Here is a 19,380-nt window from a genome sequence, read left to right on the forward strand (position 1 = left end):
GAGGCAGTGTGAAACCATCTCAGAGCGACGAGTATCAGGACATCCGCGACGCGGTTCGGGCGTTGTGCGCTGAATTTCCTGACGAATATCACCGCAGGATCGACGCGGAGCGCGCCTATCCCGAGGCCTTTGTGGAGGCTCTCACTCAAGCGGGCTGGATGGCTGCCCTGATCCCGGAAGAGTATGGCGGCTCCGGCCTGGGACTCACGCAAGCTTCCGTGATCATGGAAGAGATCAATCGTGCCGGCGGCAACTCGGGCGCCTGCCACGGCCAGATGTACAACATGACCACGCTGGTGCGCCACGGCTCCGAGGAACAGAGGCGGAAGTACCTGCCCAAGATCGCCTCCGGCGAATTGCGGCTCCAATCCATGGGCGTGACCGAACCCACCACCGGCACCGACACCACAAAGATCAAGACCACCGCCGTCAGAAAAGGCGAGAGATACGTGATCAACGGCCAGAAGGTCTGGATCTCGCGGGTCCAGCATTCCGATCTGATGATCCTTCTGGCCCGCACCACGCCGCTTAGCGAGGTGACAAAGAAGGCGGAAGGGCTTTCGATCTTTCTGGTGGACATCAAGCAGGCGATGCAGGGCGGCATGACCGTTCAACCCATCCCCAACATGGTCAATCACGAGACCAACGAACTGTTTTTCGACAATCTCGAAATTCCTCGGGAAAACCTGATCGGCGAGGAAGGCAAGGGGTTCAAATATATCCTGACCGGGCTCAACGCCGAACGCACACTGATTGCCGCTGAATGTATCGGGGACGGCTACTGGTTTACCGAAAGGGTCACCAAATATGTCTCGGAACGCACCGTGTTTGGCCGGCCCATTGGCCAGAACCAGGGCGTGCAGTTCCCCATTGCCGAAGCCTATATCGAGATCGAGGCCGCCAATCTGATGCGCTACAAGGCATGTGCATTGTATGATGCCGGCCAGCCCTGCGGCGCGGAGGCCAACATGGCGAAATATCTCGCCGCAAAGGCCAGTTGGGAAGCCGCGAACGCCTGCATTCAGTTCCATGGCGGCTTCGGCTTCGCCAATGAATATGACGTGGAGCGCAAGTTCCGTGAAACGCGGCTCTATCAGGTGGCGCCGATTTCGACCAACCTCATCCTGAGCTACATTTCCGAACACGTTCTCGAAATGCCGAGGTCCTTCTGATGAGGCTTCCGCTTGAAGGACTGAATGTCGTCGCCATCGAGCAGGCGGTGGCCGCACCGTTCACCACATCGCGGCTTGCCGATGCCGGCGCGCGGGTGATCAAGATCGAGCGGCCCGAAGGAGATTTCGCACGCGGTTATGACGATGTTGCCAAAGGCCAGTCCAGCTATTTCGTCTGGCTCAACCGCGGCAAGGAATCGGTGACCCTCGATCTGCGCCAGGCCAGGGACACGGCGCGGCTGAACGAGCTGCTGGGCAATGCCGACATCCTGGTGCAGAATCTCAAGCGTGGCGCCCTCGACCGGCTGGGATTCGGACCCGAACGCCTGGCCAGGGATTTTCCCCGGCTGATCACATGCTCGATAAGCGGATATGGCGAAGACGGCCCGATGTCCGACCGCAAGGCCTACGACCTTTTGATCCAGGCGGAATCGGGATTGTGCTCGATCACCGGCGGCCCGTCCGAGCCGGCGCGGGTGGGCATATCCATTGTCGACATCGCCACCGGCGCAACCGCCTACGCCGCCATTCTCGAGGCGCTGATTCAGCGTGGAATGACCGGCACGGGCGCGCAGATATCGGTGTCCATGTTTGATGTGATGGCCGACTGGCTCACCGTGCCTTTGCTCAACCACGAAGGCGGAAAAAGCCCTCAGCGCGTCGGCATGGCCCACCCCTCGATCGCGCCCTATGGCGTGTTCACCACGAAGGACGATCAGCAAATCCTGATCTCGGTACAAAGCGACCGGGAGTGGGTAAAGCTGTGCGACATCTTTCTCGATGCCCCGGAATACGGGACCGACGGGAGGTTTGCGACCAATGTGGCGAGGGTCGCAAACCGGACCGAGACGGATGCGCTCATGGAGCAGGGCTTCGCCGGGATGAGTCTCGACGAGGCCGTTGCCAGGCTGCTCGAGGCCGATGTCGCGCTGGCGACCGTGAGCGACATGGAAAAGCTCTCCCGCCATGCCCATCTGCGCCGCATCACAGTGGACACGCCCAATGGCCCGGTAAGCTATCCCGCCCCCGCGCCGATTTTTGCCGGCCAGCAACGCCGCTACGGCGCCGTGCCGGCCTTGACCCCGAATGAGCCTCAGGCACCAAAATGAGCAAACTCGACATCGATCATCTGCGCCAGTGGATCGGCAAGCAGGAGACCAGGTCGGAGAGGGTGACCGCTCCGTTGGTCGAGCGGTTCAAGGCAACCCTCGATCAGCCAGGCGGGGCCCGCGACGGTGATGCCGCGCCGAGCCTCATTCATTTCTGTCTCGCGCCGCCCGCCGCACCAACTGCGGAGCTGGGCGCGGACGGCCATCCGGCGCGCGGCGGCTTCTTGCCGCCTGTGCAGCTTCCGCGCCGCATGTGGGCCGGCGGCAGCTTCACATTTCACAGCGATATCGTGATCGGCCAGACGGTCACGAGGCGGTCCGTCATTTCAGATGTCGCAGTCAAGGAAGGGCGGTCCGGGATCCTGTGTTTCGTGACGGTCGATCACGCCATCGAAAGCGCGGGGCAATTGCTGGTCCAAGAACGCCAGGACATCGTCTATCGCGGCGAGGACGCAGGCCCTGACGCCAGAAAGACGCCGGAGGCCGCGCCGCACGGCGCCCACCGCAAAACCGTCACGCCCTCGCCCACGCTCCTGTTCCGGTATTCGGCGCTCACATTCAATGGGCACCGCATTCATTACGACGCGCCCTATGCGCGCGAGATCGAGGGCTACCCCGGCCTGATCGTGCACGGACCGATGCAGGCGACGATGCTGGTGCATTTCGCACAGACGATCGCCGGCCGCCGACCGGCCCGGTTCGATTTCAGGAGCCTGTCGCCCCTGTTCGACGATCAGCCCTTCACCCTCAATGCCGAGGAAGAGGGGGACAGCATGCGATTGTGGACGTCCACGGCCGATGGCCCCATTGCCATGGAAGCGAAAGCGGCATGGTAGACCTCGCGACCATCCGCGCGGCCCTTTTTGTGCCGGCAAGCCGGCCCGAACGGTTCGCGAAGGCGGCGGCGGCAGGCGCCGACGCCGTCATTCTTGACCTGGAAGACGCCGTCGGGGTGGACGACAAGGACGCGGCACGGTCAGCACTCAGGGCCGATTTCACAAAGCGGCCGGTGATCGTGCGGATCAATGCCCTTGGAACCCGCTTTCACGAGGCGGATCTGGCGGCTGTGGCGAAGCTCAGGCCCGACACCGTCATGCTGCCGAAAGCGGAGACTAGCGCCGCGGTCGCTTCGGTGGCCAATGCAATTGCAGGCATACCGATAATCGCGCTGGTCGAGACGGCGCGCGGGTTGAGCCAGGCGCGGCACCTCGCTGCATCGCCGGGCGTTGCCCGCCTTGCCTTCGGGTCGGTCGATTTCTGCAGCGACATGGGCTGTGCCCCTCTGCGCCAGGTGCTTTTGCCGGCGCGCATGGAGCTTGTCCTGGCCTCCCGCCTTGCGGGCCTTCCACCCCCGATCGACGGCGTGACAGTCAATGTCGCCGACCCGGCCCTGTGTCATGACGATGCCCGGCATGCCTATGAACTCGGGATGACCGGCAAGCTGTGCATCCATCCCGGGCAGGTCGAGGAGGTCAAGCGGGCCTTTGCGCCCAGCCAGACCGAGATTGCATGGGCGCGCCGCATCCTTTCATCCGGCGATGGCGCAGCGGCTATTGACGGTGAAATGGTCGATGAGCCGGTCCGTGCGCGGGCGCGGGCGATGATGGCGCATGTGAACTGATGAGTCCGGTTCCGATGCTGAGCAACCCCACATCCTCAAGTGGCGCCTCGGCGTGCGGCTAAACTGGATACGCTTCATGGCCGGTCTTTCCCAATTTGCGCAGCTCCAAATTCGGTTGGCGGCGTGAAACCGATCGTGCTCATCAGCCCACCCACCCCATCCAGACAAAGGCTGAACCAAGCACCGCCTCCGCGACCACAGACCGAAAGATGCCCGCGCTGGCTCGCCGGGCCAGGAATTCGGACAGCCCCAGACACGCCAGCAGCATAGACGTTCCGCCCATGACCAGGCACAGCGCCGACCGGATCTCCGAGGCGGCGGCTGTTCTGCCGAGGAAGAACATCAGGGCGAGGCCGAGATACATCAGGCCCATCCGGCGAAACAGGATAAGCGCGCCAGTGGATGGCTCGAGCCCCCACTCCTTGAGCACGCTCCCGCCGAAGAAGATGAAGCGGGCGCCGAGAACGGCACACGCGACCGTCATGACGAGCGCCAATATCCCGAAAGTCAAAGCCAATCTCCCTTACCCATGATCGCCGGACGGCGTGAGCATCGAGTTATAGGCGGTCGACTCCAGACGAACTATGCGCCAAAATCCCGTTTTTGTTGGAGATCATCCAAAAATGGACCCATTGTCCGATATCATCTCGTTCCTGCGACTGCGAAGCTATCTCGTCGGCGGCTTCGAAGCCGGCGGGAGCTGGTCGATCGGCTTTGACGCCCATGAGGCCATCAAATGCTACGCCGTGGCCGCCGGCGCGTGCTGGATCGCCGTGGACGGTGCGGGAGAGCCTGTGTTTCTCCAGAAGGGGGATTGCTTCCTGCTGCCGCGAGGCCGGCCGTTTCAGATCGCCAGCGACCTGAACCTGCCCGCCGACGACTGGCGGGGCTATTTTCTCGGCGCCGAAGAAGGCAAGCTGGTGAAGCTCAACGACGGCACCGGCGTGACGGTGCTCGGCGGCCATTTTGCGCTCGCGGGTCCTCACGCGGAGATCCTGCTCGGCATGCTGCCGCCCATCGTCCATTTGCGCGGCGAGACGGATCGCGACACGCTGCGCTGGGCCTTCGAGCGGATGCGGCAGGAACTGACCGATCTCAAGCCGGGTGGCATCCTCGTCGCCCAGCAACTCGCCTTGATGATCCTCATCCAGGCGCTCCGTCTCTATCTCGATGCGAACACGGGTGTCGGCTGGCTGTTCGCGCTGTCGGATCAGCGGGTGGGGGCAGCCATCAAGGCGATCCATCGGGAGCCGTCGCGGCGTTGGACGGTGGAAACGCTCGCCGCAGAAGCCGGCATGTCGCGCGCCGGCTTTGCCGCGCAGTTCCGGCAGTTGGTCGGCGAAAGCCCGATCGTGTATCTCACGCGCTGGCGAATGCTCCTCGCCGGACGCCGTCTGGACCACGGCGAGCCCATCGGCGCGATCGCCCATGCCCTCGGCTATGACTCGGAAAGCGCCTTCAGAACCGCCTTCAAGCGCGTCACGGGCACGACGCCCCGCCAGCACGCGCGTTCGCCTGGACAGCGCGGCGCCGTGCGTTTCCTCGTGCAGAGCGGTCCATGACCCGCTTCTCAGGCTATCAAGCGAAGCGCGTTTTCCCCGGCGATCGCGCTGTATGATCGCGCATCGAGGCCAAGCTTTGCCAATCCGTCCAGCGTGTCGCCAACGCTGCTGAACGGCATATCGGAGCCAAAAACGACCTTGGGAACGCCAAAGAAGGATATGCCGCACCGCACAGGTTCGACGGAACCCTGCATCGACGTGTCCCCGTAGAACATCCTGAGATATTCGCCCGATGTGTGCCTGAAGCCCGCAAGGCCTTCGCGCCTGCGCCCCTCATCGAGGGCATCGAGCTCATATTGCAGCATTTCTTCCATCCGCGCCGACTGATAGGGAATCATGCCGCCAAGGTGGTGGGTGACTATTTTCAAGCCGGGATGGCGATCGAAGATGCCCCGGCAGATGATGCGCCACATGAGGACCGATGTGAGATAAGGCCAGCCGATCACCTGGCCGACACCGAACAGCGAGCCCTTTTCGCCAGGAAAGTCGGCCAAGCCGGGCGGGCGCGCCGGATGGAGGAACAAAGGCTTGTCTCTCCGGGCCAGCATTTCAAAGACAGGTTCGAAGCGCGGATCGTCGAGAGGCGTGTCGCGTATCTGCGTCGAAAGCTGAATGCCCGCTGCGCCGAGCTGGTCGAAGGCCCTCTCCATTTCGCGCAGGGACCAGTTCACGTCATCGAGTGAAAGGCTGGCGAGGAAGCCCACGAACCGGTCAGGGTGCATCGCCACGAGCTCGGCCATTTCGTCATTGGCAAGCGGGACGATGTGTCGGATTTGCTCCGGTGTGGCGATTTCCTCCAGGGCCGGGCTGGCGAGCGAGATCACCTGCAGGTGCTCCGGCACGCGGTCGAGCTGTCGAAACCGCTCTTCCATATCATACAGCGCGCGGACGCCCTGTATTTCCCGCGTCATTGCTCCGAACCGCTGGGGCATCGCATCGATCATACGGAATGTCCGTTGCGGCAGGACATGGGTGGAGAAGTCGATAATCATGCGCGGTTGAATCCTCTCGGTTCGAAGAGGGCGCTGCAGACGGCGGCGCCCTCCTCCTCCAATGCATCTCTACTTCCAGGCGGATGCGGAGCGCGTTTTCATGAGTTCGCGATATTGCGCGGTGGTGTTGGGCAAAAGGCTGCCGCTGTCCCAATCCAGTATGATCCCGTATTGCCGGATCAGGTCGAGCACGCCGATTTCGCCCCGCTGAAACCGTTCAACAATCGGTTCGGGATCGGCTTCGAGCCAACCATGGCGTTGCTTGCGAATGCGCGCGCGCTCCAGCTTCGTGGCATCGGCGTCGATTCGATAGTCGCAAAGATCGGCGTCGATCACCTTGACGACGACCCCGTAGTCCGTGCGGGCGCGCTCTATGGACACATATTCGTCGATCACATCCTCCAGGACCGCCTTCGGATCGCGTTCGAGCGGATCACCATAGCCGCCGCCGCCGCCCGACGGGCGGTGAAGCGTGTCGCCTGCCTCCATTCTTACATTCGCCCACAAGGGACCGCGGTCGACAGTTCGGCCACCGCTTTGGTGCAGCGAGTAGACCGGGCAGGAAGGCAGTCCGCCGGCGTCGCCCCACACCACGGCCCGGGCCCTGTTGCAGACGAATGTCGCTATGGTGTCCTTGGCGTCGTCGGTAAACCGGTAGCCCTTCGCGATTCCCATGCCACCCCGGTACTTACCCGGACCGGCCGAATCCGCCGCCAGTTCATATTGGGTGACCATGGTCGGCGACAGTCGTTCCTGGCCTTCAACCGGCTGGTTCTTCAGGCTGATGCCGAACAAGGTGCTGTAGCATCGCCCATCCTTGGTGGAATGCCCGCCCCAACCGCCGGAAAGCCAGTCGTAAAGCAGGTATTGCTGACCGTCGCCAATGCGCCGGTCGTATCCGCCGATCAGCAGGTAGTCGAGATTGAAGGAACAGGCCATCGCGCGAGACGGCTCGATCTTGGAAAAGATGCTCTGCACGGAATTCACGAGCTTCTCATAGGTCATGACATGTCCCGTGCATGCGACGGGCCACTTCGCGCTGACCAGCGTTCCGTCAGGCACCTTCAGGTCCACCACCCTGAAGAAGCCTGAATTGAGCGGTATTTCCGGAAAGAACAGCTTCAGGCTTGCGCAGATGGCCGAATAAGCGCTGCCTTCGTGCGCGTTGATGTTCATCGCCAGGGTGGGTGCGGTGCCCGTCAGGTCGAAGGTGAGCTGAGTGCCTTGTTTGATCATCTTCATCTTGATCGGGATCAGGCCGTCGCCGGGGCGGCCATAATCCTGATCGAGATAGTCGATGCTTTCCCAACTTCCGTCCGGAAGGCTCTCCAGCCGGGCACGGAAGAAGCGCTCGACATAATCCTGAACCGCGCTGAAGGCTTCGAGAACGTCTTCAACGCCGTACTTGTCGACGAGGCGCAGAAGCTCCCGCTTGCCAACCAGGGTGGACTCATATTGTGCATTGAGGTCGCCTTCGGAGTCGCTCGGCACGCGCACATTGGCCATGATCATCCGGGCAATGTCGCGCAGGAAGCGGCCCTGGCTCCACAAGCGGATCGGCGTAATACGCAGCGCTTCAGACCAGTAGCTCGTGGCGCTGACGTCGAACGAGCCCGGTGCGTTCCCGCCTATATCGGCCCAATGCGCGCTCGACTGCGTAAAGGCGATGAGCTTGCCTTCATGAAATACCGGCAGCACGACGCGGATGTCGTTCCAGTGTGTATTGCCGGCATAGGCGTCGTTCATGACAAACGCGTCGCCCGGATGGATATCGTCGCCAAACTCGGCGATCACGGCCTTGCACGTATTGTGCATCGTGGCGATGTGGCCGGACAGATCGAGCCGGCCATGCGACACGAGATTGCCGTCGCGGTCGCAGAGGCAGGACGAAAAATCGCCGTTGAAGACCGTGAAGGAATAGCATGTCCGCCTTACCTGATCGGACATGCTTTCCACCGCAGCCGAAAAGCCGTTCTTCAGAACTTCGAACGTGACCGGATCGAGCCTGTCTTCGTGAGACAGGGGATTTTCTTTATGAACACTCATAGTAATTCCTCAAACTGCCAGGATGAGATTGAGATAGCGATCCACTGTGCCGCGAGCGCCGGGCGGTATGAGCACGGTGGAATCAACCTGTTCGATGACTGCCGGCCCATCAAGGCGATGCCCGGCGCGAAGATCGGTTCGCTGGTAGATGGGCGTATCGATCGCCTCGCGGTTGCCGTCGAAGACAACCGGCCGCGATCTCCTGAACTCAGGCTCGCTTCCATCCGGCTCCCCGAGTGCAAGTTCGAACGGCGGAGTCACGCCGATGGCAACAACGTTGATCCGGAATATCTCGACGGGCGCCTCTTCGCGGCGGTAGTTGTATTCATGCTCGTGACCGGAGTGAAAGTCGGCCAGAACCGTCTCGATCGAGATGTTTTCAGGGTCCACAGGGACGGTAATCGACCGCCATTGACCGAGGTAGCGCATGTCGGAAGAATATTCGAAGCGATGATGGCTAGGGTCAATGCCTTCCCGTTCCAGGCGCTCGGCGCCTTCCTGGCGCAGCTTGTCGAAGGCGGACATGAGATCCCCGGTGTCCAGTTCGTCTCCCCGTCGCAGGATCATGGCTGAAAGGTCATGCCGCAGGTCGACGAGCAAGCATCCGAGCGCCGAAGTCACGCCAGGGTTCGGCGGTATGATCACGGTGGGAATGTCGAGTTCGCGCGCGATGGCCGCGCCGTGCAGCGGTCCTGCGCCGCCAAACGCGACCAAAGCGAAATCGCGCGGATCATGTCCCCTCCCAATCGACACGGTGCGGACGGCCTGCGCCATGTTGCCGTTCGCTATATTGATCACCGCCTGCGCCGCTTCGGTCGCCGAGAGGCCGAAATGGGTCGCGACCGTGGTTTGCACCGCCGTTTCCGCCTTGGACTTGTCCAAGCTCATGTCGCCGCCCAGCAGCTCTCCGCCAAGCCGGCCCAGCACGAGGTTGGCGTCCGTGTTTGTCGCCTGCTGGTTGCCTTTGGAATAGGCGGCCGGACCGGGATTCGAACCGGCCGACTGCGGGCCGTTTCGAAGACCACCGCCCGCATCGATCCAGGCAAGCGAGCCGCCGCCTGCTCCAATGGTCAGGACTTCGAGCGACGGAAAGCCGATCGGATAACCGAACTCAATCGACCAGTCCGTGGTTGAATTGATCTGGCCGTCAACGGTGATCGAGATGTCTGCGCTCGTGCCTCCCATATCGAGGCCTATGCAGTTTTGAAAGCCGCAGTTGCCCGCGATGCGTGCCGCGGCGATGGCGCCGGCGGCGATGCCGGATGAGGCCGTGCGTGCGCCGTAGCGTTCCGCCGAGGCTGCAGTCAGAACCCCGCCGCCGGAGTGGAAAATCAGGATGTCGCCGGTAAGCCCTTCCTGCTTCAGATCGCTCGTAAGCCTGCGCACGAAAGTGCGTATCACCGGCGACACACACGCATTGGCGATTGTCGTCGAGAATCGCTCATGCTCGAAGATCTCGGGCAGAACGTCGCTGGACAGCGAGATCAAGGCGTCGCTGCCGAGTTCCTCCTGGAGGATAAGGCCCATGGCCTGCTCGTGAACAGGATTCTTGAATGAATTGATGAAGCACACGGCGACGGATTCGATGCCGCGCTTCTTGATGATCCTGGCAATCGCCCGCGCGCGCTCGGTGTCAAGCGGGGTGTAGACCGACCCGTCCGCGGCGACGCGCTCCGGCACGACAAGCCTGTCGCGGCGCGCGACGTAGGGCATCGCCAGATCGTAATTCGTGTCCCACAAATCGTCCTTGTAGCCGCGACCTATCTCGATGACATCGCGAAAACCTTCAGTGGTGACCATGGCCGTACGGGGGAACTTCCGTTCGATGATCGCATTCGTGGCGACGGTCATCCCGATGGTCAGCATGCGGATCGCCGGAACCGGTATCCCCGCCTTCTGGATACCCTTCAGCACCGCATTCAACCCATCGGATTCGGACGGCACCTTCGAGACCATGTGCTCGCCCGTTTCTTCGTTGACGAAAAATAGATCAGTAAAACTGCCGCCGACATCGACGGCCACACGGTATTTTGTCACCGTTCCCTCCGCGTTTATTGTTCCGAAAGCCTCCTCAGCCCGGGCGAAAATGCACCGCAAAACGGCGGCGGCGGCTATCGCGGGAGTGCAGAGAAGTGCGCGCCAGTGCAGAAATCGACGCAAGCGATTGTGTTGGGGGAACCTCTCTCAACCCGTTTCGCCCGATCGGGGGACCGCATTGGAACGCGTGGCGCGCCGGTCGATTCTTCGCTTGCGGTGCTGCAAGCGCTGCTTATAGTGGCGAGCAAAACGCGGGGTTGGAGCAACGCGGCCGACATCCGACCAGTAAAATGAAGGTCTTTTGGTCAATCGCGCAGAGGCGCCCATGGTCGACTGGAACAGCCATATGTTGTTCGATTCTTCCAACTATGCGTTGGTGAAGAAGGAAACGACACGCGTTCTGTCTCCGTTCAACCTGCATGTAACCGAGCATGGCCGCAGACTTGCCGCGCGGCTCGATTATGTCCGTCTCGGCGCGATGTCCGCAGTCCGCCTGGCTTTCGGGGCGGACGTTTCAACCGCTACCGATCCATCCGGCGACTACTATTTCATAACACTGCCGCTGGCGGGAGAATCGTTGCAGGTGATTGGCACCACGAGGGTTGAGGTAAACCCCGACAGGGGATCGGTCCTCAGTCCCACCTCGCGCCATCGACAGATTGCCGATCGCTCCTTCTCGCAGCTCATCCTGCGATTGAAGCGGGAGCGCGTCATGCAATTCATGGCCCGGCTGCGGCCGTCCTCCAACACCGCAGAGAAAACGATCGAATTCGACCCTGTGCTCGATCTTCGCGGCTCGGCCGGCGATTGCTGGCGGCATATCGGCGATCTGCTGACGGGAGGCGGCGCGATCGTCAGCCGTGCGCAACAATACCCGCTGGTTGCCCGGCAGTTGGAAGAAATGGTGATGGCCGTTCTTTTCACGACACAGGACTGCGGATTGAGCGATGTGTCACGCGATGATGCGGCAACGCCGCTACCGCATTATATCCTCCGTGCCGAGCGCTACATGGCCGCCAACCTCGCCACGCCGCTGACGATCGAGCAGATCGTCAGCAACGCCGGTGCAAGCCGCAGAACGGTCTTTGAAGGCTTCCGTCGTTGCCGGGGGGCCACGCCTCTGGAGGTGCTGCGGGATCTGCGGTTGAACCGCATCCGCGATGCGCTACTGCATCCGGATACCCCTGATGCGACCGTGACGGATGTGGCATTCGCTTACGGTTTCAGTCACCTCGGTACGTTTTCTGGTCACTATTACCGGAAGTTCGGTGAACTGCCCTCCGCAACGCTCAGGTCAGGGAAGTCGTCAAGCGTTCAAAGGTGAGCGAGGTATCATCATCGAACAGTCCACCGCTTTGTCGCTAGAGCGCACCCCGTTGTGGCTTCTGATCGGTTCTCTTCTTTGCTTTGTGCAGACGTGCTGAGTGGCCAATTCTCGATGGAAATATCCTGGCCCCAGGGTCAGGTCCCAGTGGAAATCAACAGGCAAAGCGCTCTCCCGCAGCACACGATGCGTAACGGGACCACGGCGGGGCGCGGCGAATTTCAGAGCATGCGCGGGAGAACGTCGGTCTCGCCGCCCTTGTCCTCAAGCCGGTGCTTGATGGTGCCCGCCACGTGCAGAACGATGCAGGCCAGCAGGAGATAGGCGCTGTACATGTGCAGCGCCTGAAACACCGCGAATGCCGCATCGCTCTTCGGCAAGATTTCCGGCACGTGCGGGATGAAGAAAAAGGGAACGCCGTCGCCATCCGGGATGCTGCTCGACATGGCGTAGCCCAGCAGCGGCGTGAGGAGCGTCAAGGCGATGATCAGCCAGTGGGTGCCGTGCGAGAGCCGTTTCTCCCAGGCCTTCAGAGCCGCGGGCGGATGCGGCAGCACAGCGTGGTGACGCCAGCGCAGGGTGAGATGCACCAGCGCCACCAGCCAGACCAGCATCCCGAACTGCTTGTGGTTGGGATACAGGATGCCGGCGGTGGGATCGAATTCGTCCCGGCCGGTCATGTACCAGCCGGCCGCGATCAACCCCAGCACCAGAACGGCGCGCAGCCAGTGCAGGATGCGGATCGATGCCGGATATTTGACGCTGCGGCGCAGTCGAAACACTTCAGTCATGCAGCCATCCTTGTTGGGTGAGCTCCCCGCCGACACCAGTCTCGGCGGGAACTGTCCAACGTAGATCGAAGCTTCTTGCAGATTCCGTGGAGATCGCGCCGATCGCTCCCGCCATCCGTCCTCACTGCGCTTGCCGCGAACTGCCTCGGGGCGCCGGATGCGTCGCCGCCCGAGGGCGGACCTAGGCATCCATCTCCGCCATCAGGCCGAAAAGACCGTCCCCCGGCGCGCTGAGCGTGGGGAAGCGCCGCCACGCAACCATTCCGGTCGCGTTGAAGACGAGTTCCGTCGGCTCTGCCATGACATCGTCGAGATGGTGCAGCCAGCCGGCGATCTGTCCCGCTTCCACGACCTCTCCCGGTCGGACCGAGGGTTCGAAATGTCCGGCATGGGCGGCATAGATGGACGTTTGGGGTCCGAGCGAGCGCATCAGAATGGTCGGCGCGGCGTCGGGCAGATCATAATCCGGCACGATGCCATATTCGCGCAGCACCCTGCGCAGACCGGTTTCAGCGATTTTCAGGCCTTCGGAGGACAGCGTGACACCGCTGCCGAGTTCGGTGGTGAGAGCCGGAATGCCCACCGCTTCCGCCGCCGCGTAAAGCGTGGAGCCGGCACCGCCGCCCACGCCCGTGGTCACCATCCCGACAGGGGCCGCAAAGCTTGCAAGCAATTTCCGGATCGCGGCGGTCTCGTCTTGTGTGCGTCCGGGGCGCGCAAGGGCCAGCGGCAGGTGATCCAGCGAAAAGCCTCCCGAATGCAGATCTATGATGAGGTCGGCAAGCGGAAACAGCACGCTTGAGACGTAGTGGGCGATCATCTCGGTCGGACCGCCATCGGCCCGGCTCGGGAAAACCCTGTTCATGTTGCCGTTGTCGAGCGGCGAATTGCGTTTTCCGGCCATGACCGCAGGCCGGTTGAGCGCAGGCAGGATGATGATCCGCCCGGACACCGACTTGCCGGCAAGCTCCCGCGCAAGCTTCAAAAGCGCCACCTGCCCTTCATACTCGTCACCATGATTGCCGGCGATGAACAGCGCCGTGGGCCCGTCCCCGCCCTTGATGCAGATCATCGGCACCGGGATCATGCCATAGGCCGAATGATCCGGAGAATAGGGCACATAGGCATGGTCCGACTGCACGCCGTTTCTGTCAAAATCGATGGTGGTCCAAACCCGGCTCTTGCTCATGATGTCCTCAGAGAATCTGGTGGAGAAATGCGCGCGTGCGGGCATTCCGGGGTGCCTCGAAGAAGATGTCCGGCTTCGCGGCTTCGACAATGCGCCCCTGATCCATGAAGATCACCCGGTCGGCGACCCGCCGGGCAAAGCCCATTTCGTGGGTCACACAGATCATCGTCATGCCATCCGAGGCGAGATCCGCCATGACATCGAGCACTTCCTTGATCATTTCCGGATCGAGGGACGAGGTCGGCTCGTCAAAGAGCATGGCTTTGGGAGACATGCACAGCGCCCGGGCGATGGCGACACGCTGCTGCTGGCCGCCCGAAAGCTGACCGGGATATTTCAAGGCCTGCTCGCGAATGCGCACGCGGTCGAGCAGTGAAAGCGCCACGTCTTCAGCGGCGGCTTTTTCCAGCCCGCGCGCCCGCGTCAGCGCGAGCGTGCAGTTGCGCAACACCGTGAGATGCGGAAACAGATTGAACTGCTGAAACACCATCCCGACAGTGCGGCGAAGGGTAAGAAGATCGTTCTGATCCGCCACTCCCTCAACCCGTATCGACCCTTCCTGAAAGCTCTCGAGCCGGTTGATGCACCGAATGAGCGTTGACTTGCCCGACCCCGATGGACCGCAGATCACGATCTGCTCGCCTTTCATAACGTCGAGATCGATCTCCTTGAGGGCTTGAAAATCCGCGTACCATTTGTTCAGGCCCTTGACGGCGATGACGACATCATTGCTAACCATGTGCAGCTCTTATCGTTTGGAAGATTGCATCAGGCGCACTTCAAGCCGGCGGACACACCAGGCCATCGTGGCGGCGAGAATGAAGAAGACGATGCCCAACAGCAACATCGGCTCGGCGTAGCGGAACGTGCTGGATGCAATCTCCAATGTCATCCCCATCATCTCGGCTACTCCGATGACGGCGAGGTAGGGGGTCGATTTGAGGATCGACACGAAGTAATTGCCCATCGGCGCCGCGATGTTGCGCAGCATCTGAGGCGCAATCACCCTGAACGTCACGTCCATCGGCGCCAGCCCCAGCGCAAGCGCTGCCTCCGACTGACCCGCCGGGATCGTGTCGATACCGGCCTTGAAGACTTCCGCCAGATAGCCGGAATAGTAGATGCTGAGCGCCATTCCGCCGACCACCACGCCCGGCAGAACCACGCCATAATAGGGGAGCACATAATAGAAGAAGTAAATCTGCACCAGCAGCGGGGTCGAGCGAATGAAATCGATGATCAGCCGCATCAGAAGCCCGAGGGGACGGTTGACGCGGCGCAGGATTTCGAAGGCGAAGCCAAGCAGGAACGCGCCGGCGCAGGACACCAGCGCTATGGCGAGGGTCAACGGCATCGCCTGAAAGATCGCCTTCAGGATCTGCAGCAGAAAAGGCAGATCAAACGCCACGGCCGTGATCCTCCATCAGTTTCCCCGATCCCTGCCCCACTTTGCGCTCGAGCCAGCGGCCGAAGATCGTGATCGGATAAAGCAGAATGAAATAGGCAAGCAGAAGCGCGGAATAGATGGCCGGCGGGTCGAAGGTGAGCTGACTGATTTCCTTCGCCCTGTGGGTCATGTCCGACATGGTGATGAGGGCGACAAGCGAGGTTCCCTTCACCAGTTGAATGAGCTGGTTGACGAAGGTCGGCAGCATGGCCCTTACCATTTGCGGCAGTTCGATCGTCCACAGGATGGCCGGCCTGCGCAGACCGAGCGCGAAGCCTGCCTCCACCTGGCCGCGATCGAGCGCCTGAAGCGCAGCGCGGACGGACTGGCTGCCATAGGCGCCGACATGCAAGCCGAGCGTGGAAGCGGCAACAAGCGTTGCCGAGAGATAGATGCCAACCGTCGGCAGCGAATAGTAGAACATGAACATCAGCACCAGAACCGGCGTGGAGCGCCAGAACTCGATGATCATGGTCACGCTCGCGCGTGACGCGCCCTTGAGGAAGTGCTGCAGGATGCCGGCGACCAGGCCGAACGGAATAGCGAAACAGAGGCCCATGAACGTGACCGTCAGGGTCACGTCCATGCCTTCGAGGATACCGCGGAAGATATCGAAAAAGCTCACGCTTCTGCCTCAGTTTCCCGCGCAGATCGAAGCAGTGGTCCGCTCCGGGGCGCTGTCTTCGGAGGAGAAGCCGTACCGCTCCATGATCGCCGCAACGGTGCCGTCGGCCTTCATCTCGGCCAGCCGGGCGTTGTAGGCGTCACGCAGTTCCGTGTCGTCGGTCCGCATGGCGATCGCGGTGGCCATGGCCTCGGGCGTGCCATCGGCGCGCATCAGGCCGGTGAAGGGCGTGGCGCGCTCGAGCTCGGAGAGCTTGGGATCCTTCAGCATCATCATTGCGGTGGGCGCCGACAGCACCGTTCCGTCGACCCGCCCTGCAAGGATGGCGGAAATCGATTCCGCGCCGCCCGGGAACTGCATGATCTTGTCCTCCGGAACACCGGCATCGAGGGCATGCTTGGTGTTCAAGGAACCCCGGTCGCCGGCCAAGGGTGACATCTCCATTGGTGATGTCGTCGAAAGAATGGATATTCTTCGGATTGCCTTTCTTGACGATCACGGCGTCGACAACGGACAGGTCAGGTTCGGAGAAGATCACCTGCTGGCAGCGCTCGGCGGTGACGGCGATCCCCGAAGCGATCATGTCGAAGCGATGGGCCTGGAGGCCGGGAATCAGCGCCCCGAATTCCGTGACGACAAAGTTGATCTTGGTGATGCCCAACGGCGCAAGCGCCTCGCGCACAAGATCGGGATGAAAACCGGCGACCTCACCGGATTCCGTGCGGAACCCCCAGGGCGCGCGGTTGTGGATTCCGATGGTCACCTCGCCGGCGTCCACGCGGTCTTTCAGCGTGTCCGAGGCGATGGCGGGAGAATTGAGGCATGCGGCAGCGACAAGGGCTGCAAGCATAGAGCGGCTCTTCGAAAACATCATGTGATTGGATCCTCTGGTTGGGTTGGGATTTTGCCCGTCAGACTGCCGGTGTTGCATCACCGGTCGTTGTCTTTTGGCCGCATAGAGCGGCAAGAAACGCGTCGAGATCCGCCTCGAGCTCGGAAACATCCTCGAGGCCGACGCTGAAGCGGATGATCAGATCCTCCCTTTCCCAGGGGCGGACGGTGCGCCATTCGCCAACGGACATGGGCGCCACAAGGCTTCTTGTTCCACCCCAGGACGCGCCGATCAGGAAGGTCTTCATCGCGTCAAGGGCAGCATCGAGGTTCTGCGAAAAGCCATCGGCCAGAAGCACGCTGAATACACCGGATGCGCCGATGAAATCGCGCTGCCAGATGGCGTGCCCCGGAGATGTTGGAAGCGGCGGCCAGAGCACCTCCGCAATGGCCCGGTGGTCCAGAAGGCGGCCAATCAGGCTTTCCGCCGTCACGGCTGCATGGGACATGCGCAGCGCCATGGTTTCCATGCCGCGCAAGACCAGGGTCGCGTCATCGGGAGAAACGCCGATTCCGGCCCGCCCGATAAAGGCGCGAACGGTTTTGGCGACCTCATCGCTCGAGAATGTGATGGCCCCCATGAGCAGATCGGAATGACCGCCGGCATACTTGGTCAGGGCCTCGGTGACGATGTCCACGCCGAACCGGTGCGGCTTGAGCAGGAGCGAGGTCGACCAGGTGTTGTCGCAGCCGACAAGCGCACCTGCAGCATGCGCCACCGCCACGATGTCCGGAAGGTCCTGCACCTCCATCGTGCTGGAGCCGGGAGATTCGCACCACACCAGTCTGGTGTTGGGACGCAGACGCCGTTTCAGATCGGCAACCGAGGTCGGATCATAATACTCGACCTCCACGCCGCTCCGCGCCAGGTCGAGGTCGGCGAAGGAGCGCATGGCCGGATAGGCGGAATCCGTGATCAGCACGTGATCGCCGGCGGACACGACCGCCATTGCCGCAATCGCATTGGCGCCCTGCCCCGATGGGACGAGAAGGCACCGCGCCGCGCCAGCAAGGCCGGTCAGCTTGTCACAGAGCATGCGTGTGGTCGGGGTCCCGTAAAGCCCGTAGGAATAGCCGTCGATTCCGCGCTCCCCGCGGGTTGCATAGGCATGGGCATCGGAGAAGACGATCGTAGAGGCGCGGTAGGTTGCCGGCGCCAGCGAGCGAAAACCTGACAATTCCGGCTCTGGCGTGACCACACATCTCGTCTTGTCTTTCATCGGGTCGCGTCTCCAATTGGCCTGCTGTGGAGACAGATAGACAAGGCAAACACATTCTGACAAATACAAATACGAGGCAAGTTGATAACCAGCAGGTATATATCCTTGAAAAACCCTTTGAATTTAAGGCAGGTCGAAATCTTCAGGGCCGTCATGCTCAACGGCACCACCCAGCGCGCCGCAGAAGTCCTGCATATCTCTCAACCGGGCGTATCCAAGGCACTGCAGGATCTTGAGCGGGAGTTGGGCTTCGAGCTGTTTCATCGCACCCGCAAACGCCTGATCCCGACTGCCGAGGCGCAGCTCTATATCCGCGAGGTGGAGGACTCGTTCGCCTCGCTTTCGCGGCTGCGCAGCGCGGCCGCCCGCATTCGCGACTTCGGCTCGGGCCAGATCAAGCTTGCGACCCTGTCCGCGCTGTCCACCAACATCGTACCGCGAGCCCTGGTGCGCTTCCGGTCCCGCTATCCGGAAGTGTCCATCACCCTTCAGTCGAACATGTCCTCGACCGTCAAGGACCTGGTGCAAAGCGCCCGTTTCGACCTTGGCCTCGCGGCAAACGAGATCGATGTGACTGGGGTCGAAGCCCGCGAATTCGCAGCCTTCCCTGCGGCGCTCGCCATGCCTGAGCATCATCCATTGACAGCCAAGCAGGTCATAGTCCCGGAGGACCTGCATGATCTCCCCTTCATCGCCCTTTCGCCGGAAGACACGACACGCGGGCATTTGGACGCCCTGCTGCGCGAGCGGGGCGTGCGGCCCCGCGTGGTTCTGGAGACCCCTTTCGCCAACACGATTTGCGCCATGGTCCAGGCGGGTCTCGGCTGCGGCATCGTCAACCCGCTTTCCGCGGAACTTTTCGTCCATCACGGGCTGGTTCTCAGGCCTTTCATGCCGGTTCTTCTGTTCAGGACCCTGCTCATCCGGCCAAGCGATGCGGTGCCATCGCGCATTGTCGAAACCTGCATCGATGCGCTGGAGCAGGAGGCCGCTTTGGCGGCGTCCCGGATGAGGTTATGACCTGCACCTGGAATTGCCGGCGCGATCCGACAGAGGACCTTGCGCAGGCTCTTCGGTGACCGGCGACCGATCATGATCTCGGGATAGTTCCGGGGGCTCTTCAAGTTCAAAGGCCGTGATTTCGACTGAGCGGTGATCCTGCCGGGCCTATGCCGGTGCCTTTCCTGCACTCCCGACCTTCGTGATCTCGAAGGGAGGACGGCCGGATGCGGCCCGGGTCTCCATCCTTCAGCTGTGCATCCGCCGGGTCGTTCACCTTGCGCACCTGCCGCGGGTGCGTTTCCTCCGGCGCAAGCGTGCCGTTGCTGGCAAGTGGCCGGCTGACAGAAATCCC

At 61.9% G+C, this 19,380-nt stretch carries 17 protein-coding genes and 3 pseudogenes; 8 read left to right on the forward strand and 12 right to left on the reverse strand.

The annotated features are described in order from the left end of the window. Positions 1-8 precede the first annotated feature (8 nt). From LL06_RS17010 to LL06_RS17025, 4 genes and pseudogenes are all read left to right on the forward strand, one after another. Entirely contained in the window at positions 9-1,172 is a 1,164-nt protein-coding gene (locus tag LL06_RS17010) for an acyl-CoA dehydrogenase family protein (RefSeq protein WP_035529553.1), read from the forward strand. Beyond that, positions 1,172-2,281 carry a CaiB/BaiF CoA-transferase family protein gene (locus LL06_RS17015; protein WP_035529555.1) on the forward strand — a complete coding sequence of 370 codons (1,110 nt, stop codon included), beginning with the start codon at positions 1,172-1,174 and terminating at the stop codon, positions 2,279-2,281. Before LL06_RS17010 ends, LL06_RS17015 begins: the two co-directional genes overlap by 1 nt. Continuing rightward, positions 2,278-3,117 carry a MaoC family dehydratase N-terminal domain-containing protein gene (locus LL06_RS17020; RefSeq protein WP_035529557.1) on the forward strand — a complete coding sequence of 280 codons (840 nt, stop codon included), beginning with the start codon at positions 2,278-2,280 and terminating at the stop codon, positions 3,115-3,117. Before LL06_RS17015 ends, LL06_RS17020 begins: the two co-directional genes overlap by 4 nt. Then, positions 3,111-3,964: pseudogene (locus LL06_RS17025) on the forward strand (CoA ester lyase). Before LL06_RS17020 ends, LL06_RS17025 begins: the two are co-directional and overlap by 7 nt. 80 nt (positions 3,965-4,044) lie before the next feature. On the opposite strand, the gene LL06_RS17030 reads toward LL06_RS17025, so the two are convergent. Continuing rightward, a complete protein-coding gene (locus LL06_RS17030) occupies positions 4,045-4,419 on the reverse strand; it encodes a hypothetical protein (protein ID WP_152599653.1) in 375 nt (124 codons plus the stop codon). A 106-nt stretch (positions 4,420-4,525) separates the two neighbouring features. On the opposite strand from LL06_RS17030, the gene LL06_RS17035 reads away from it, so the two are divergent. Continuing rightward, positions 4,526-5,464 (forward strand): AraC family transcriptional regulator, encoded by a 939-nt coding sequence (locus LL06_RS17035; RefSeq protein WP_035529564.1) that lies wholly within the window; start codon positions 4,526-4,528, stop codon positions 5,462-5,464. An 8-nt stretch (positions 5,465-5,472) separates the two neighbouring features. On the opposite strand, the gene LL06_RS17040 is transcribed toward LL06_RS17035, so the two are convergent. From LL06_RS17040 to LL06_RS17050, 3 genes are all read right to left on the reverse strand, one after another. Further along, complete coding sequence (locus LL06_RS17040; RefSeq protein WP_052161672.1) at positions 5,473-6,456, reverse strand: amidohydrolase family protein; 984 nt, start codon at positions 6,454-6,456, stop codon at positions 5,473-5,475. Positions 6,457-6,525: 69 nt separating this feature from the next. Further along, complete coding sequence (locus tag LL06_RS17045) at positions 6,526-8,502, reverse strand: hydantoinase B/oxoprolinase family protein (RefSeq protein ID WP_035529566.1); 1,977 nt, start codon at positions 8,500-8,502, stop codon at positions 6,526-6,528. 9 nt (positions 8,503-8,511) lie between these two features. After that, on the reverse strand, positions 8,512-10,539 hold the full coding sequence (locus LL06_RS17050; RefSeq protein ID WP_035529568.1) for a hydantoinase/oxoprolinase family protein: 2,028 nt from the start codon (positions 10,537-10,539) through the stop codon (positions 8,512-8,514). Positions 10,540-10,864: 325 nt separating this feature from the next. Between LL06_RS17050 and LL06_RS17055 the strand changes: the two genes are divergently transcribed. Then, complete coding sequence (locus LL06_RS17055) at positions 10,865-11,863, forward strand: AraC family transcriptional regulator (RefSeq protein WP_035529570.1); 999 nt, start codon at positions 10,865-10,867, stop codon at positions 11,861-11,863. Between the two features lie 221 nt (positions 11,864-12,084). On the opposite strand, the gene LL06_RS17060 is transcribed toward LL06_RS17055, so the two are convergent. The 8 genes and pseudogenes from LL06_RS17060 to LL06_RS17090 form a co-directional block, all read right to left on the reverse strand. Continuing rightward, on the reverse strand, positions 12,085-12,654 hold the full coding sequence (locus LL06_RS17060; protein WP_035529572.1) for a cytochrome b/b6 domain-containing protein: 570 nt from the start codon (positions 12,652-12,654) through the stop codon (positions 12,085-12,087). Between the two features lie 181 nt (positions 12,655-12,835). Beyond that, entirely contained in the window at positions 12,836-13,843 is a 1,008-nt protein-coding gene (locus tag LL06_RS17065) for a succinylglutamate desuccinylase/aspartoacylase family protein (protein WP_035529574.1), read from the reverse strand. Between the two features lie 7 nt (positions 13,844-13,850). Beyond that, complete coding sequence (locus LL06_RS28000; protein WP_035529576.1) at positions 13,851-14,582, reverse strand: amino acid ABC transporter ATP-binding protein; 732 nt, start codon at positions 14,580-14,582, stop codon at positions 13,851-13,853. A gap of 9 nt (positions 14,583-14,591) precedes the next feature. Next, a complete protein-coding gene (locus tag LL06_RS28005; RefSeq protein ID WP_035529578.1) occupies positions 14,592-15,251 on the reverse strand; it encodes an amino acid ABC transporter permease in 660 nt (219 codons plus the stop codon). Then, positions 15,241-15,915, reverse strand: coding sequence for an amino acid ABC transporter permease (locus tag LL06_RS17080; protein WP_052161673.1), 675 nt, complete (start codon positions 15,913-15,915; stop codon positions 15,241-15,243). Before LL06_RS17080 ends, LL06_RS28005 begins: the two co-directional genes overlap by 11 nt. Before the next feature lie 9 nt (positions 15,916-15,924). Then, complete coding sequence (locus LL06_RS28425) at positions 15,925-16,323, reverse strand: transporter substrate-binding domain-containing protein (RefSeq protein WP_280114124.1); 399 nt, start codon at positions 16,321-16,323, stop codon at positions 15,925-15,927. 97 nt (positions 16,324-16,420) lie between these two features. After that, positions 16,421-16,918 (reverse strand): annotated as a pseudogene (locus LL06_RS28430) (transporter substrate-binding domain-containing protein); the annotation flags it as partial. Further along, positions 16,827-18,026, reverse strand: a complete 1,200-nt coding sequence (locus tag LL06_RS17090) for an aminotransferase class V-fold PLP-dependent enzyme (RefSeq protein ID WP_035529580.1) — start codon at positions 18,024-18,026, stop codon at positions 16,827-16,829. The pseudogene LL06_RS28430 and the gene LL06_RS17090, both read right to left, overlap by 92 nt. A gap of 105 nt (positions 18,027-18,131) precedes the next feature. Between LL06_RS17090 and LL06_RS17095 the strand changes: the two genes are divergently transcribed. After that, positions 18,132-19,046 (forward strand): LysR substrate-binding domain-containing protein, encoded by a 915-nt coding sequence (locus tag LL06_RS17095; RefSeq protein WP_244447166.1) that lies wholly within the window; start codon positions 18,132-18,134, stop codon positions 19,044-19,046. Positions 19,047-19,274: 228 nt separating this feature from the next. Next, positions 19,275-19,380 (forward strand): annotated as a pseudogene (locus tag LL06_RS28270) (IS6 family transposase); the annotation flags it as partial.

This window comes from Hoeflea sp. BAL378, assembly GCF_000759435.1.
Classification (GTDB): Bacteria; Pseudomonadota; Alphaproteobacteria; order Rhizobiales; family Rhizobiaceae; genus Hoeflea.